The sequence below is a fragment of the Halorubrum alkaliphilum genome (genome assembly GCF_017873815.1).
GTDB lineage: Archaea > Halobacteriota > Halobacteria > Halobacteriales > Haloferacaceae > Halorubrum > Halorubrum alkaliphilum.
The window spans coordinates 143,741-159,676 of sequence record NZ_JAGGKQ010000003.1; the positions used below are offsets into that span (position 1 = coordinate 143,741).

A 15,936-nucleotide genomic window follows, 5' to 3' on the forward strand; every position below is an offset into this window, starting at 1 on the left:
GGTGCTACACGATCTTCATCATCCGCGTCTCGAACTTCCCGACTCGGACCCTCACCCATCCCGCGAGCTCGGCGTCGAGTTCGGGGTCGTCGGTGTCGACACGGAGCGCGCGCACGTCGTCGAGTTTCGCACGGGAGGCGACGACGGTCACGGAACACTCGCGGATCACCGCCGGTGAGAGCTGTGGGTTGCCGCGACCGAACACGAACCCCTGACCGCCGATCGGCGAGACGACGACCACGTTCTCCTCCCCGAGCGCGGCGAGGATCTCGGCCTCCGTGGCGTCCAGCGTGACCACCTCGCCGTCCCGCCAGACGTCGACGCCGATCGGGGAGGGCTCGAACCCCAACTCGGCCTTGATCGCCCCGACCGTCGATCCGGGGCCGAGAACGTAGGTGACGCCGTCGCCCTCGCGGTTCCGGATGTCGTCGGCGACGCCCTCGGCCAACGACTCGACGGTCCCACTCGCGGTCTGTTTCGACGACTGGAGATCCTCGGCGACGGGGACGCGTGCCACCGCGCGTAGCTCGGGATGGACCTCACCCTCGCGATAGGCGTCCTCGTCGATGTCCATCACCTCGCGGCGCTCCGTCCGCGAGAACGTCGCGGCGACCTCAGCGGCGTCCTCCGGCGAGACCGCGAACACCGAGGAGTACACCTTCACCCCCGCGGGGACGCCGAGCATCGGGATCTCGCTTCCCTCCAGTGCCGTGGCGACGTCCGTGGCCGTCCCGTCCCCGCCGACGAAGAGGACGAGATCGACGTCGCCGTCGCGGAAGGCCTCGACTGCCGTCCGCGTGTGCGCCGCAGTTGTGTCCGCCGTCGACGACTCCTCGCCGGGCGGAGTGAACGGGTCGACCACGTGTTCCGGGTCGAACCCCGCCTCCCGAACGATCCGTTCGCCCATCGGGTCGGCGACCGTGGAGACGGCCGTCTCGGGCGCGATCTCGTGGAGCCGGTTCATCGCCCGTTGAGCACGCTCCGGTGCCCGGGGCTCCGCGCCGCGTTCCCGCGCCTCGGCGACCTTTCCGTCGGTTCCTTTCAGTCCGACGCGACCGCCCATCCCGGCGATCGGGTTCATCACGACGCCGACGTACATACCGGTCGTTTCGGCGGCGATCACTTAACCGATCCCGGATGGAGGCGACGATCAACTGACGGACCCCGGATGGAGGCGACGATCAACTGACGGACCCCAGATGGGGGCGGCGCTCGGAAGATCAACGTTTAAGACGGCACCCGGACAACCCACGGTCATGCTGCTGTCAACGCTCCAGCCCGAGACGATCTCGGCGGTCTCAACCGCGCTCCTCGCACTCAGTCTGTTGCTCATCGTCGCGTGGGTCGCGTACCTCTACCGCTAGCTCTTCCGTTCAGTTCCGATCCGACGGTTCAAGCTCCGACCGCGAGCGGAGCCACCCGGCCGCCCGCTCGGCCTCGTCGAGATCGCTCGCCGTGATCTTCACCGTGACGCGCTCGCCGGGATACGACCCGACGGTCACGTCGAACCGCTCTTGAAGATCCGTAAACCGGTCGAGCAGCGCGCTCTCGGGCTCCGCCACGTCGACGGTCACCGTGTGCGTCGGCGTCCCCTCGAACTCGTCGGCGATCGCCTCGAACATCGACTTCATCTCCGCGGGAACACCGGGGAGGACGTAGACGGATTCGACCACCGCTCCCGGCGCGACGCCCGCCTCGTTGGAGAGGGGTCGGCAATCGGCCGGGAGGTGGGTCGTCTCCGCGGTCAGGTCGTCGGCGCTGTACCCTCGTTCGGCGAGCCATGCGGCCGCCTCCTCGTTGGGGACGACCTCCCGGCCGAACGCGGCGGCGACCGCCTCCATCGTCACGTCGTCGTGCGTGGGGCCGAGTCCGCCCGTGACGATCACCGCGTCGTACTCCGCGTGATGCTCGTTGACTACTCTCGCGATCTCGGCGACCTCGTCGGGAACGACCGTCACTCGCCGGACGGGGACGCCACGGTCGGCGAGGCGGGCACAGAGCCACGTCGCGTTCGTGTTCTCGGTGTCGCCGACGAGGAGTTCGTCCCCGACGGTGACGATGGCGGCGTTCATGGTCGATCAACGCGAGGGCGACTCAAAAGGACGCTGGCTCGGGGAGCATACGACGGGACCGCCGCATCGGACTCCGGCCCGCCGAACGACTCCGCAGCCGACCGCTCACGGGAACTCGTCGTCCCGGTCCGTCTCGTCGTCAACGTCCTCGTCGTCGTATACGCCGAGCCCCATTTGACGGCGACGGTCGCGGAGCTCCTCCAGCTGTCGCCGGAACTTGACGGTGCCCACGATCGCGACGATGGACCCGATGACGACGATGCCGCCGAATATCAGCAGGTCCGTCTCCCGATAGGACTGGACGACGAACGATCCCGACACCGACTCCCAAGTTATCCGGTCGCGGTCCCCGACGGTCTCGACCTCGTGGCTCCGCGGCGAGACGTGTCCGACGAGCGGAACGTCGGTACTGAACCCGGGCGGGAGCGTCACGGCGTGTGAGCCCTCGACGTAGGCGAGGAACGTGAACCGGCGGGGCGACCCGCTACCGGAAAAGGCGAGTTTACCCTCGTCCATGTCGTCGGCGAACCGGACCCACGTCTCGTCGGGCGTCCGGTCCACCTCGCCGCCGCGAGCGCGGAACTCGCTGCCGTTTATGATCTCGCCGTCGGCATACTGGTACCGGAACGCCTCGAACTCCAGCGGCTGATCGCCCGCATACACCGTTCCTTCGTACAAGCGGAGCTCCTCGCGCTCGGAGACGTTGTACACCACTCGGTACGTGCCGTCCGCGGTGAGGTCGAACTCGGCGTCACGTTCCGTCTCGAAGTCGTAGGGCTCGTTCGGCTCAGCGTCGAGAGTCTCGTTCGCGACCTCTCCCCCGCCGGTAACGTAGCCGAGACAGCCGGCGCTGACGGCGAGCAGCGCGACGGCGGCGACGGCGAGGGCGAAACGTCGGTTCACGAGTTAGACGACACAGCGCATCTCGGCCGGGAGATAGCTACCGATGGCGGCGAGCAGTCCCGGCGGATCGGTTCCCTCCGCACAGACGATGCTCTGTTCGAGGAGGCCAAGTCGATCGACCGTGACGATGTCCTGTGCGTGGCCCGCACGGTTCACCGTCGCGCGGGCCTCGCCACGCGTCGCGGAGTTGACGTTCAGACGCCCCGGCCCGCGCTGCCAGTCGTACAGGCGGTCCCGTTCCTCGTCGGCGAGTCGGTGCGGATCCGCGTCGGGGTCGCCGACATCGCCGCCGTAGACGAAAGTCATGGGGAGATGCTGGACGAGCCCGAACCGCTCGACGACCTGTTCCGGCGCGCCGACGCCCAACCCGAGTCCGTCGGCCGGAACGTGAACGTCCTCGCCCGCGTCGAGCACGAACCCGTCGTCATCCCACGATTCGAGGGTTCCGACGTACGTCTCGCCCGCGACGAGCCCCTCGTCGTGGGCGACGACCTCTCCCCACGTCTCCGCGAGGACGTTCCGGGCGACCGTGGCGTCCTCGCCCGTCACGTCGACCTGAACGAACTCATCGTCGCGAACCCCGACGGTCCAGTCGACGGCGAGCTCGCCGACGTCGTTGCCAACGAGCGAGTTCATGCCGTCGAGCGCGCGCTCCCGGGCGTCGCCCTCGACGTAGCACTTGGTTGCGAGGACGACCATCAGCCGGTCACGTCCACGTTGAGCTCGTCGCTGAGCTCCTCGACGCGTCGGCTCATCGCCTCGCGCAGTCGGTCGTTCTCCATGGCGTCCAGCGGGGAGCCACACTCGGGACACTCGAAGCCGAAGTCCATCGCCTCGCCGAACTCGAACCGGAGCGAACACACCTCACAGAGGTAGAACTCGTGGGTGCGCTCGTACTCCTCGCGGTCCTCCAAGGCGTCAAGCAGGCGGTACATCTCTTCCTGGAGGTTCTCCGGGATGTTGTCGTAGTGGAACGTCCAGAGGTACGTGAGCCAGCCGGAGTCCTCGTCGCGGACTCGCCGGTAAGTGGCGAGGTCGTTCTCATAGAGGATGAACAGCGCGCGACGGACATCGTTGAGCTCCAGTCCGAGCTCCTCGGCCAACTCCTCGTCTGTGACCTCGCCGTCAGGGGGTGCGGCGGCGACCGGCATCCCCGTCGGGCCCACGAGCTCGTGGAGGTACTTCTGGATGACGGGGTCGTTCAGCAGGTCCTCAAAAGCCATTACCACAAAGTGGCGGTGGAACGAGGTTAAAAGCTCCGGAAGAATCGGACCGTCGGAACGCGGATCCGCTCCCTCCGGACACGTCACCCCCGGACAAATCGACGCGCCTCCGGCAGACATTTACGCCGTCCCTCGCATCAGTTTCGCGTATGGCTGCCGGGTGGACCCGAACGACCGGAACCGTCGTCGGAGCGGCGGGACTCGTCGCGGTCCCGATCGTCCTCACGGCGATCCCGATCGTCCCGATCGCGTGGCTCCTCGACGTCGGAGTCGGCCTCGCGTTCCTCGCCGCCGCGATCGTCGGGGTACTGTTATCGGCAGCGTTCGGTCCGACCCTCGTCCACCGACGAATACGTCGGCTTCCGAACGCCGATCTCGACGAGCGTCCCGCCGCGTTCATCGAGTACCGCGTCGACGAACTCGCCGACGAGGTCGGCGTCGACGCCCCTGAAATAACCGTCGTCCGATCCGACGCCGCCAACGTCGCCGTCACTGAGGGCTACCGTGGGTCCCAGATCGTCGCCTCCACGCGGCTCCTCTCGTTGCCGGCGGCCGACCGCGACGCCGCCCTGCGGCACGCGCTCGTCCGCCTCCGCCGCCGCGAGGCGTTGTTCACGACCGCGCTGCTCCCGGCACTGCTGGTCGTCGAGACGGTCGCCCTGCTCGCGACCCTGCTCGTCGGCCGCCGGTCCGATCGAAGCCCCGCGGATCGACGCGTCAACCGGATCCACGGGTACGAACCGGACCGGGAACGGATCCCGACACCCGTGTACGCGGTGGCAGGGATACTCCTCTGGGTGGTCCTGTTCCCCGCGTGGATCCCGGCCGCCGTCGGCGATCGACTGTTCGTCGCCGGGCAGCGACGCGCAGCCGATGCCGAGGTGGCGGGCGTCGGTGAGACGGAGCGTGACGGCCTCGCGAATGCCGTCGCGTTCGCGGGCGAGGCCGCCGGCGCTGCTGACTGGCCGCCGCTTCTGGATCGGCTGTCCCTCGTATCGATGGCCGACGACGAGACGGGACGCGTCCGCGGCGCGAGCCGGCAGGAAGCCCGAGTTCGGCTCGCGCGGCTGCGATCGAAGGTCCGAGTACACCCGCCGTGATCGATGTCCGGGTATACCCGCCGTGAGCGATCGAGTTTCCGCACCCCTCGCGTCCGCGACCCGCGTCAACGACTCGGGCCCCGTCCGTCACGCAACGCTTCCAACACCGACGCGGTACCGTCCATGAACCCTTCGTCCAGAACGACGTCGGCGGCGGCGGTGGCGGCCTCGTCAGCGTTGGCGACGGCATAGGAGTCTCCGGCGACCGCGAACGTGGAGACGTCGTTTTCGCTATCGCCGATCGCGACGAACGACTCGGGATCGAGCCCGAGCCGATCGGCGGCCCGAACGAGTCCCTCGCCTTTGTTCACGTCCGTCGATTTGACGTGGAAGGCGTAGCCGGTGTCGACGACCTCGATCCCGGGGACCTCGGCGGCGACTCGGCGTAGCAGACCCTCGTCGGCGTCGGTCGAGAGCGCGACTTCCGTCTCTCGCCATCGGTTCACGGTCGTGTCGCCGCCCCACCCGATCTCGCCGCCGCGCTCCTCGAACGCCTCGACGACGGCACGGGGACGGTCCAGGTCCGCGAGCAGCGTCGTCTCGTCGTCGACGTGGACCACCCCGCCGTTTTCGGCGATCACGTCGGGCGAGAGGCCGAGAAACGTCGCCAGCGCGACCGGGTACGGGAACGCCTTGCCGGTCGCGATCACGACCGGTGCGTCCCAGCCCGGAAGCAGTTCGAACGCCCGGGAGTCGATCCGACCGTCGGCCGTCGTCAGCGTCCCGTCGATGTCCAGCGCGAGCGGGGGTACCATGCGTCGCCCTTGTGGGCGCGGGAGGCAACTGTCTTCCGTTCCGTCGTCGGCCGCCGGAAGGGGACCCGCCGTGGAGCCGGCCGCTCGGCGCCTCAGCTCGACCGGATCGACCGGTCGAACAGTTCCTGAAAGACGAGCGTCGGGAACCGAGGAACCAGGCGGCTCGGCGGTCGCCCCTTCCCGCTGCTCCGTCGCGCAGTCACGCGGTCGAGCAGCCCGCTATCGGCCAACTCGTAGAGCACGCGCCGGACGGTCGAGGCCGACAGGTCGACCGTCTCCCGCGAGGCGATCGTTTCCGTCGCGACGTTCACCGACGACCGGTCGCGCTCGGACAGGCTCACGAGTTCGTACAGCAGGCGCATCCGACTGGACGAGAGCGCGAGGACCCGACCGAGTGCGGCACAGGGTTTCGGGACCTCGTCTATCCCCTCGTCGAGATCGCGCGGCCGGATCGTGGAGACACCTGCACGCTCCGCGTTGACGGCCGCACCAGAGATGGCCGCGAGCGCGTCGTGGGCGTCGCCGCTGGCCCACTCCGCGACTTCCCGGATCTGGTCGTGAGTAAGCGCGTCCCGACCAAGCCCCGTCGAACACCGGCTTGTCAACAGCTCAACGAGCACGTGCCGCCGGTACTGGTCGAACGGGACGGGGACGTCCGGCTCCCACCCGATCGCCTCCGGCGGATCACGGCCGAGACAGACGGGGACGATGTGGCCGCTGACGTCCTCGATCCAGTCGACCACGGTGCTTGCGTCCGTCGTCTCCGGCTCGTCGACGTGGTCGACCGCGACGACGACGTCCGGGCCCGTTCTGATCCCGTCTCGAAGCGCGTCCACGAGCTCGTCGGTTCCGATCCCGTGTTCGGGGACCGGCTCGTCCCGGATCGCCGCGAGAACGTCGTGATAGAGGCCGAACCGCGTCGATGCCCGTCTGGCGTCCACGTAGACGAACCCCGGAAGGGTTCGATCGACTGCTCGCGTCGATGTCTGAATGGCGCGTCTCGGACCGCTGTGGGCTGCGAGCCGGTCGAACAGGGCGGAGACGATGGCAGACTTGCCGCTCCCCTTCGGTCCGTGAACGTAGACGCTCGGCGGAAGCGATCCCGACAGTGCCGGACTGAAGACGTCGAGGAGTCGCTCGATCGCCGGGCCGCGCCCGATCGGCGATTCGAGGTGTGATACCGGCGAGATTGCGTCCAGATCGGCGAGGACGCCGCCGCCCGCGTCGTAGCCGAGCCGGCGCTCGATCCGGTCGTCGATGTTCACGATCTACCCTCCGTGTCGGGGACCCAAAGTTGGCACGAAGCGTCGACCGAGCGGTTCCCCGGTCGCCGACCGAGCGTCCCTACCAGTGGTCCGGCTTGTACCGGTTGATGACCAGCGTCGAGACGAGAAAGGCGATCGAACTGATGATCGCGGCACCGACGCCGACGCTCAGTCTGAACCCGATCGGACCGGACGTTACTGCGGTGACGACGGCGGTGATGACGGACGCCACGATCAGCAGGTTTCTGCCGTCGCGCCGTTCGAACCCGAGTGGACCGGACATACACGTGAGTCACACGCATGGCGGTTAAAAACGTCCCGTCAGCGACCGCCATCGCTCTTCCGTCGACGACCGCCATCGTCCGCCGACAGAGGTGGGTCGGATTCCGATGGAAACCTATTCCCGTATCGGAACTCCTTCCACGGTCATGTCGACCGAGTCCGCGGACGCGGGTCTCAGCCGAATAAACAACCGTAGCAAGGCCGCAGCAGTCCTCGGAACGCTCGCCGCGTTCGGAGTCGGCCTCTGGAGCGTCGGCGAGATCCAGTTCGTTTCCATCGCGGCCATCGCGGTCGGTATCGGCGTCCGATTTGGCTCCTTGTGGGTCGGAACTCGATACCTCGCGGGGGCCGACTCCTCGGCGCTCACTGAACAGCCGACTGCGGGCGGATATCATCACGGAGCCGTCGGATTCGCCCTCGTGTTCGCCGGCATCATCGCGATCGCCGGCCGGTCTCTGGGCGGTGACGTGTCGCTGGTCGCCGGCGGATCCGTCGTCGTCGCCGCCGTCGGGTACGTGGGGCTGTCGGTACTGCTCCCCGAGTGAGCTCGCCGCTGGGCACGTGTCAGTATCCGCCAGTAAATCGGCGAGCAGCGGTCGGAACGGTCGGTCCGTCTTCGAGGTCATAAATAAAAACGGCTACGTGGGTCTCCGGGTTTAGATCGTCGTGCCGGGGATCCAGACGGCCCAGTTGAGCAGTCCGGCGACGACCAGTAGCCCGAGCGTGAGCGACCAGACGACGATCGCGGCCGCGGGCGGATCGAAGTGCGTGTCGGAGTGAGCGTAGAACACGCGCTGTGACGCCTCGCCGACGAGTGCGGCGAAGACGCCGAACAGGGCTCCGAACAGCAGCGCCAGTCCGTCACCGAACAGCAGCGGTGCGGTGAGCTCCGCCGCATCGAGGCCGGTGAGGGCAATGATCCCCTCCTCCCACGTGGCGAGGAACGCGGTCGCACCCGCAAGCGTCATGTGATGCGTGACCGGGATCTTGCCGACGCCGAGGTTCAAGAACAGCAACGACGCCGCACTGAGTCCGAACCCGGCGAACACGGCAATGTCACCGTGACCGGCACCGACCATGTTGTACGTGATGGCCGCCGACGCGAGCCCGGCGAAGAAGCCGATCGCCGCGACGTGAGACCACTTGTACATGTTCGGGAGCCACGGCTCAACAGCGAGGCGGTCCTCGCCGTCCATCTCGCCGTCACCTTTCACTTCGCCCGGCTCACGCGTCTCCTCGCGCTCGAACGGTCCCATGTCGAAGTAGCCGTTCGCCTTGTCGCTGACCTTGCCGACGATGCTGTACCCGAAGACGACCCGGACGACGATCGCGCTGATCACGATGCTCACCGGGATCGGGTCGACGGGCAGAGCAAGCTGACGGGACAGCTGTTCGAGTACGACGCCGAACACGCCGAACACCGCACCGACGGCGAGGATGTCCGGTTTACTCCCCAACGCAACCGTGATGTCCTTCGCGTTGTGGAAGTCGAATCCGGACTGCATGTAGCCCTTGTTCGCCGCGTAGCCGGCCGCCGCGACACCGCCCGCGAAGGAGATGTGCGGGCCGAACACGGGACCGAACCCGACATCGACGCCGAACCCGCCGCCGCCGAGCGATCCGGCCATGACGAGGAAGCCGGTGAAGACGAAGGCCGGTAGCGCACCGAGCGCGGCACCGAACGCGCCGCCGGCGAGCGCACCGAGGACGATCCCCGGATCGGTGAGACTGTTGATCACGTCCCCGGGCTCGCCGGGCTGATACCCGACCTGCATGAGCGCGTCCGTGATCAGTGCCAGTTCGGGGAGGAACGCGAGGCTCATCTATGCCTCCTCCTGTGCCCAGTTGAGCGAGCGCTCGACGGCGTCGTCCCACCGGTCGTACAGCTTGTCGACTTCCGCCTGCTCCTTCTCGGGTGTGAACTCGCGGTCGACCTGCCAGTTGTCGCGGAGCTCGTCGACGGTGTCCCAGTAGCCGACCGCCAGCCCGGCGGCGTACGCCGAGCCGAGCGCGGTGGTCTCGTCGACCTCCGGTCGGACGATGTCTGTCTGAATGATGTCAGACTGAAGCTGACAGAGGAAGTTGTTCTTGACCGCGCCGCCGTCGACGCGGAGGCTGGTCATCTCGACGCCGGAGTCGGCCTCCATCGCCTCGGCGAGATCGCGGGTCTGGTACGCGATGCTTTCGAGCGTCGCACGAACGATGTGCTCCTTGCTGGTCCCGCGGGTCATCCCGACGATGGTCCCGCGTGCACGACCGTCCCAGTGTGGCGCGCCGAGTCCGGTGAACGCCGGCACCATGTAGACGCCGTCGGTCGAATCGACCGAGCGGGCCAGCTCCGCCGTCTGAGCGGCGTTGTTGATGAGATCGATATCCTCCATGAACTCGATCGCCGCGCCAGCGTTGAAGATCGACCCCTCAAGCGCGTACTGGACCGGCTCGCCGGACATCTGGAAGCCGACCGTCGTGAGCAGGCCGTTGTCGGACTCGACGGCCTCCTCGCCGGTGTTCATCAGATAGAACGCGCCGGTGCCGTAGGTGTTCTTCGCGTCACCCTTGTCGAAGCAGGTCTGTCCGAACAGCGCCGCCTGCTGGTCGCCGAGCGCGCCGGCGACGGGGACCTCCTCGCCGAGGAAGCCGTCCGGGTCGGTGTGTCCGTAGTAGTCCTCGTCGGACGAGGGGCGCACTTCGGGCACCATCTCCTTGGGTACGTCGAACTCCGCGAGAAGCTCGTCGTCCCACTCCATCTCCCGGATGTCGTACAGCATCGTCCGGGAGGCGTTGGTGACGTCCGTGATGTGGTTCCCCGTGAGGTTGTAGATGAGCCACGTGTCGATCGTCCCCATGACCAGCTCTCCCTCTCGGGCGCGGTCACGGAGGTCGCCGCCGCGTGAGCTCTGCATTTTGAGCGGTTCCGCGTTGTCGAGGATCCACTCGGTCTTCGTCGCGGAGAAGTACGCGTCGGCTTCGAGGCCGGTCTTCTCGCGGATCTCCTCGACCTTGTCCGCCTCCTGGAGCTCCTCGACGCGGTCCGTCGTCCGGCGGTCCTGCCACACCAAGGCGTTGTGGACGGGCTTCCCGGAGTCCTTGTCCCAGACGACCGTCGTCTCGCGCTGGTTGGTGATCCCGAGCGCGTCGAGCTGGCTGGCCTCGAGTCCCGCATCGTCGAGTCCGTCGAGAACGACCTGCTGTGTGTTCTCCCAGATCTCCAGCGGATCGTGCTCGACCCATCCCGGATTGGGGTAGATCTGTTCGTGCTGTTCGTACGCGTTCGCGACGACCTGGCCCGCATGGTCGAACACCATGAATCGCGTCCCAGTCGTCCCTTGGTCTATCGCACCGACGTATTGTGTCATGTTTCGAATCCCTCCTGTGGCGCTGGTCCGCTCGCGGCGACGACATCGTCCGTGTCCCTCGTTCCGCCGGGACCGGTGTCGTCAGTCGTACTCCCCTCGGACGCCGTGTTCGGCCCACACGCCGGCACAGCAGCCGGAAGCCGGGGAGCGTTGTCGCCAGCCGCATATCTTCACGGAAGCTACCACGCCGTTCGTGAATATAATGTACTACCATAATAAACTTCCTGTTAATACGCCGGTCAGATCTCGGGGTAAAACACACATATAAATACCTTGTGGTAAATTCATTCGTTACACTACCGGAATAACCCTGATAGTTATGATCGAACCCGGGTAAGAGGTAAAGTAAAGTGGTCGCGGTTCAACCGACATCACATGGATGATCAAGTGGATGTCGTCGTCGTCGGCGGGGGGTCGACCGGCTGCGGCGTGATACGGGACCTCGCCCGGCGGGGGCTCGACGCGGTCCTCGTCGAGAAGGGGAACCTCACACACGGGACCACGGGGCGAATGCACGGACTGCTCCACAGCGGGGGGCGGTACGCGGTCTCCGATCAGAAGAGTGCTCGTGAGTGCATCGAGGAGAACCGCGTCCTCCGGGACATCGCGGGCCACTGCGTCGAGGAGACCGGCGGGATGTTCGTCAAGCGTCCGGAGGACTCCGAGGAGTACTTTCAGGAGAAGCTGGAGGGCTGTCGCGCGTGCGACATCCCCGCTGAGGTGATCGACGGCGAAGAGGCTCGGCGACGAGAGCCGTACCTCGCACGCGACGTTGAAAAGGCGATCGTCGTCCCCGACGGTGCTGTCGACCCGTTCCGACTCTGCGTGGCCAACGCCGCCGACGCCCGGGAGCACGGCGCACGCGTCGAGACCCACGCCGAGGTGACCGACGTTCTCGTCGAGGACGACGAGGTTGTCGGCATCGAGATCGAACACGACACGGGGCCGGGCAAACGCGTTCACCGCGAGCCCGGAACGACCGAGGAGATCCGCGCACGCTACGTCGTCAACGCAACCGGCGCGTGGGCCGGCCAGATCGGCGAGATGGCCGGCGTCGACGTGGAGGTCAGACCCTCGAAGGGCGTGATGACGGTGATGAACACGCGGCAGGTCGACACCGTGGTCAACCGCTGTCGCCCGAAGGGCGACGCCGACATCGTCGTCCCCCACGAGACGGCCTGTATCCTCGGAACGACCGACGAGGAGGTCGACGACCCCGAGGACTACCCCGAGGAGGAGTGGGAGGTCGATCTGATGATCGAGACGCTCTCGGAACTGGTGCCGGCGCTGAAGGACGCTCGGACTCTCCGGTCGTTCTGGGGCGTCCGACCCCTGTATGAGCCCCCCGGAACCGGCACCGACGACCCGACTGACATCACGCGTGACTACTTCCTGCTCGATCACAACGAGCGCGATGACCTGCCGGGGATGACGAGCATCGTCGGTGGAAAGCTCACGACCTACCGGATGATGGCCGAATCGATCACGGACCACGTCTGTGAGAAACTCGACCACGACGCCGACTGTGACACCGCGGACGCGCCGCTGCCCGGCTCCGAGGATTTCAGCGTCCTCCGCGATTACATGGACGAGTTCGGACTCCGCTCGCCCGTCGGCCGTCGGTCGGCCCAGCGGCTCGGCTCCCGAGCCGACGAGGTGCTGAAGGGGAGCGACCCCAACCCCGTCGTCTGCGAGTGTGAAGGCGTTACCCGCGCCGAGGTACAGGATGCGATCGATGGAGCCGGCTCGGACCTGAACGCGGTCCGACTCCGCACCCGCGCGTCGATGGGGAACTGCCAAGGCGGATTCTGTACACACCGTATCGCCGCCGAACTCACCCAGGAGTATCCGGGCGGCGTCACCCGCGACGCCGAGGACGAACTGTACCAGGAGCGCTGGAAGGGCCAGCGCCACGCGCTGTGGGGTCGACAGCTCTCTCAGGCGATGTTGAACCACATGCTCCACGCGACCACGATGAACCGCGACGGGGACCTCGCGACGACGGACGCCGATGTCGATTTCGGCGCGTTCGACGCGGGGCCCGACGGAACCGTCGGCGGAGGAACGGGGGCCGACGACGCCGCGTCCGGCGTCACGGCCACCGACGGGGGACACGATGGCGATCGATAGCGACGTTCTCGTCGTCGGCGGCGGTCTCGCCGGGATCACAGCCGCGATCGCCGCGTCTCGTGAGGGTGCCGATGTCCGGCTCGTCTCACACAAGGCGAGCACGCTTCGACAGGCCTCGGGGCTGATCGACGGGCTCGGCTACGTCCCGGCAACGGAGCCGGCGAAGCCGCTCAGAGAGGGACCACCAACGGCGGGGCGGAACCTCGACCCCGACGAGTGGCCTGACCCCGAAGGACCGCTCGCGGAGCCGTACGCAGGGATTGACTCGCTCCCGGAAGAACATCCCTATCGGCTGGTTGGGGCAGACGCGCTCCGCGATGGGCTTGCGCTGTTCGACGACCTCGTCGGCGACGCGTACGTCGGCGGCCACACGGATCGAAACGCGTTGGTCCCGACGTTCGGCGGCGGTGTGAAACCCACGGCGCGGTATCCCGAATCGGTCGCCGCGGGACTCGCCAGCGACGACCGACCCATGCTCATCGTCGGGTTCCGGTCGCTCACTGAATACGACGCGCGCGCGTTTGCGGACCGGCTGGAGGCGTCCGGCGTTCCGTTCGACGTGGCGGGTGTCGAGGTCGAGTTCGCGGAGGCGTTCCGTGCGGACGCGAAAATAACCCGCTTCGCGAAAGCGCTGGATCGCAATGAACCGGTCGACGGAACGCCGGCACGCGAGGCGCTGGCGAAGGCGGTCGCCCCACATCTTCACGATGTCGTCGACGATGACGGGAACGTGGACCGCGTCGAACGGGTTGGCTTCCCAGCGTTCCTCGGGGACGACGAGGCGGCTGCCGTCCGCGCCGACCTCGCGGATCGGCTCGGAGCGGACGTCTTCGAGATCCCGATGGGCCCACCGAGTCTTCCGGGGCTCCGACTGGAGGACCGGCTGTACGATGCGCTCGACGCAGAGGGCGTCAGGTTCGAGACTGGAATCCCGGTCGTCGACTACGAGACAGACGCCGACGGGAGAATACAGCACCTGCTACTGAACCGAAAGGGGAGCAAGATCCCGTACGGCGCGGATGCGGTCGTGCTTGCGACCGGTGGGCTGGTCGGGAAGGGGCTCGATTCGGACCGTGAGGGAGTTCGCGAACCGGTGCTCGATCTGCACGTGCCACAGCCGTCGGACCGCTACGAGTGGTTCGTCGACGACGCCTTCGGTGAGCAGCCGTACGCGCGGTTCGGCGTCCGTCCGGACGAGCGACTGCGGGCCCTCGACGAAAACGGTGCGGTGGCGTACGGGAACGTATGGGTCGCCGGCGCGGTCGTCGGCGGCGCGGACGTAGCACGCGAGAAGTCAGCGAGCGGCGTCTCGCTCGCGACCGGCCTCGTGGCCGGACAGGAGGCGGCGCGGGAGGTTCGACAATGACACGAGACACAGGACACGACGACGGCGACGAGCGACACGGAACGAATAACACGGACGAATCGACCGAGGGGTCGAGCCATTCAGACGGAGTGGTTCGGACCGACGGCGGGTCCGATATCGAGTCCGACGACCGAACCGCCACCGACGGCGGGGTCGAGAGCGTGACCGGCGGCAGCGACTCTACGGAGCTCGATCCGGACGCGTACGACCCGATAGACGTGTTCCCCGAAGGCGAACTCGACCTTCGTGACGGCGCGGACTCGTGTTATAAATGTACGTCCTGTGATACGTCGTGTCCGGTGGCAGAGGTCGACGACGAGTTCCCCGGGCCGAAGTTCCAGGGGCCCGAACAGTGGCGGCTCAAGCGGAAGGAGGACGCGGACATCGACGAGTCGATCACCTCCTGTTCGAACTGTATGCGGTGTGACGACGCGTGTCCCTCGTCGGTGCCGCTCTCGCAGATGCACAACGAGGCGCGCGGGCAGTTCGTCGAGGAACAGATGGAGAAGCTCTCCGTCGAGTACGTCCGCAACCGAATCTTAGCGAACTACCGGACCTCCGCGCGGCTGGCAAGTATCGTCCCGCGGCTTTCGACGTACGCGATGAATTTCGGGCCAGCGCGATGGGTGATGGACAAGACGCTCGGGATCCCCAAGGAACGGGAGTTCCCGGAGTTCGCGACGACGACGTTCCGCGAATGGTGGCGCGACCGCGGCGGGGCGCAGGTGTCGAACCCCGACAAGCGCGTGGCGTACTTCCACGGCTGCTACTCGAATTACAACACGCCCGAGGTCGGGAAGGCGATGGTGCGCGTCTACGAACACTTCGGCTACGAGGTCATGGTGCCGCCCCAGAAGTGTTCCGGCACCCCGATGTTCGCCAACGGCATGTTGAAAGACGCCCGCCGGCACGCGGTGACCAACGTCGAGAACCTGATCGAGGCCATCGGCGAGGGCGCGGACGTGATCGCTTCGTGTACATCGTGTTCGATGTCGCTCCGGCAGGAGTACCCCGAACTGTTCGACATCCACGGGATCGAGGACGTCTCCGATCACACCTTCGAGGCGCTGGAGTACCTCCGAATCCACGAAGACCTAACCGGCGCGCTGGAGGAGGCTAGCCCGGGCGACGAGCGCTCGTACGCCTACCATGCGCCGTGTCACGCCCGAAACCAGGGGCTTTCGCGACAGGCCGTCGAGACGTTCCGCGACGTCGACGGCGTAACTATGGAGGACGTCGGCGACTCCTGTTCCGGCATCTCGGGCACGTACGGCTGGAAGAGCGAAAAGTACGAGAAGTCGATGGAGATCGGCGAGGAGATGTTCCATCACATGGAGGACGCCGAGGGCGAAGTCGGAATGACGGAGTGTCCCACCTGCGCGATGCAGATGGAACACGGAACGGGCTACGAGATCGAACACCCGCTACAGCTGCTCGAAGACACCCTCGTCGCCTGAGGCGACTGTACCCTTCCTGTCGTTTCT

The 15,936-nt window shown here is 66.9% G+C and carries 15 protein-coding genes; 5 read left to right on the forward strand and 10 right to left on the reverse strand.

Annotated features, from left to right (window positions below; translation table 11 throughout):
- Positions 1 to 4 precede the first annotated feature (4 nt).
- The 5 genes from J2751_RS03190 to J2751_RS03210 all read right to left on the reverse strand — a co-directional run bounded on the left by J2751_RS03190 (position 5) and on the right by J2751_RS03210 (position 4,198).
- Positions 5 to 1,099: an ATP-NAD kinase family protein gene (locus tag J2751_RS03190; RefSeq protein ID WP_209483074.1), complete on the reverse strand. Its 1,095-nt coding sequence runs from the start codon at positions 1,097 to 1,099 to the stop codon at positions 5 to 7.
- A gap of 274 nt (positions 1,100 to 1,373) precedes the next feature.
- Positions 1,374 to 2,072: a competence/damage-inducible protein A gene (locus J2751_RS03195; protein WP_209483076.1), complete on the reverse strand. Its 699-nt coding sequence runs from the start codon at positions 2,070 to 2,072 to the stop codon at positions 1,374 to 1,376.
- A gap of 105 nt (positions 2,073 to 2,177) precedes the next feature.
- Positions 2,178 to 2,975, reverse strand: coding sequence for a DUF5803 family protein (locus J2751_RS03200; protein WP_209483078.1), 798 nt, complete (start codon positions 2,973 to 2,975; stop codon positions 2,178 to 2,180).
- A 3-nt stretch (positions 2,976 to 2,978) separates the two neighbouring features.
- Complete coding sequence (locus tag J2751_RS03205) at positions 2,979 to 3,674, reverse strand: DUF2110 family protein (protein WP_209483080.1); 696 nt, start codon at positions 3,672 to 3,674, stop codon at positions 2,979 to 2,981.
- Positions 3,674 to 4,198: a transcription factor gene (locus J2751_RS03210; protein WP_209483082.1), complete on the reverse strand. Its 525-nt coding sequence runs from the start codon at positions 4,196 to 4,198 to the stop codon at positions 3,674 to 3,676. Before J2751_RS03210 ends, J2751_RS03205 begins: the two co-directional genes overlap by 1 nt.
- A gap of 149 nt (positions 4,199 to 4,347) precedes the next feature.
- Here J2751_RS03210 and J2751_RS03215 point away from each other — a divergent pair, with 149 nt between their 5' ends.
- The gene (locus tag J2751_RS03215; RefSeq protein WP_209483083.1) at positions 4,348 to 5,298 is read left to right on the forward strand and encodes a hypothetical protein; all 951 of its coding nucleotides are present in this window, start codon (positions 4,348 to 4,350) and stop codon (positions 5,296 to 5,298) included.
- 65 nt (positions 5,299 to 5,363) lie between these two features.
- On the opposite strand, the gene J2751_RS03220 is transcribed toward J2751_RS03215, so the two are convergent.
- From J2751_RS03220 to J2751_RS03230, 3 genes are all read right to left on the reverse strand, one after another.
- A complete protein-coding gene (locus J2751_RS03220) occupies positions 5,364 to 6,053 on the reverse strand; it encodes a phosphoglycolate phosphatase (RefSeq protein WP_209483085.1) in 690 nt (229 codons plus the stop codon).
- A gap of 92 nt (positions 6,054 to 6,145) precedes the next feature.
- Complete coding sequence (locus J2751_RS03225) at positions 6,146 to 7,318, reverse strand: Cdc6/Cdc18 family protein (protein WP_209483087.1); 1,173 nt, start codon at positions 7,316 to 7,318, stop codon at positions 6,146 to 6,148.
- A gap of 79 nt (positions 7,319 to 7,397) precedes the next feature.
- A complete protein-coding gene (locus tag J2751_RS03230; RefSeq protein ID WP_209483089.1) occupies positions 7,398 to 7,601 on the reverse strand; it encodes a hypothetical protein in 204 nt (67 codons plus the stop codon).
- A gap of 145 nt (positions 7,602 to 7,746) precedes the next feature.
- On the opposite strand from J2751_RS03230, the gene J2751_RS03235 reads away from it, so the two are divergent.
- Positions 7,747 to 8,145, forward strand: coding sequence for a hypothetical protein (locus J2751_RS03235; protein ID WP_209483090.1), 399 nt, complete (start codon positions 7,747 to 7,749; stop codon positions 8,143 to 8,145).
- Between the two features lie 111 nt (positions 8,146 to 8,256).
- On the opposite strand, the gene J2751_RS03240 is transcribed toward J2751_RS03235, so the two are convergent.
- Positions 8,257 to 9,423, reverse strand: coding sequence for a sortase family protein (locus J2751_RS03240; RefSeq protein ID WP_209483092.1), 1,167 nt, complete (start codon positions 9,421 to 9,423; stop codon positions 8,257 to 8,259).
- Positions 9,424 to 10,956, reverse strand: a complete 1,533-nt coding sequence (gene glpK / locus J2751_RS03245; RefSeq protein WP_209483094.1) for a glycerol kinase GlpK — start codon at positions 10,954 to 10,956, stop codon at positions 9,424 to 9,426.
- A 375-nt stretch (positions 10,957 to 11,331) separates the two neighbouring features.
- Here glpK and glpA point away from each other — a divergent pair, with 375 nt between their 5' ends.
- Genes glpA through J2751_RS03260 form a run of 3 tightly spaced genes read left to right on the forward strand, consistent with a single transcriptional unit; the run spans position 11,332 to position 15,909 of the window.
- Positions 11,332 to 13,086, forward strand: coding sequence for an anaerobic glycerol-3-phosphate dehydrogenase subunit GlpA (glpA, locus tag J2751_RS03250; RefSeq protein WP_209483096.1), 1,755 nt, complete (start codon positions 11,332 to 11,334; stop codon positions 13,084 to 13,086).
- A complete protein-coding gene (glpB, locus tag J2751_RS03255) occupies positions 13,073 to 14,452 on the forward strand; it encodes a glycerol-3-phosphate dehydrogenase subunit GlpB (protein WP_209483098.1) in 1,380 nt (459 codons plus the stop codon). Before glpA ends, glpB begins: the two co-directional genes overlap by 14 nt.
- On the forward strand, positions 14,449 to 15,909 hold the full coding sequence (locus J2751_RS03260; RefSeq protein WP_209483099.1) for an anaerobic glycerol-3-phosphate dehydrogenase subunit C: 1,461 nt from the start codon (positions 14,449 to 14,451) through the stop codon (positions 15,907 to 15,909). The genes glpB and J2751_RS03260 overlap by 4 nt, the downstream gene beginning before the upstream one ends.
- The last annotated feature ends 27 nt before the right edge of the window (positions 15,910 to 15,936 follow it).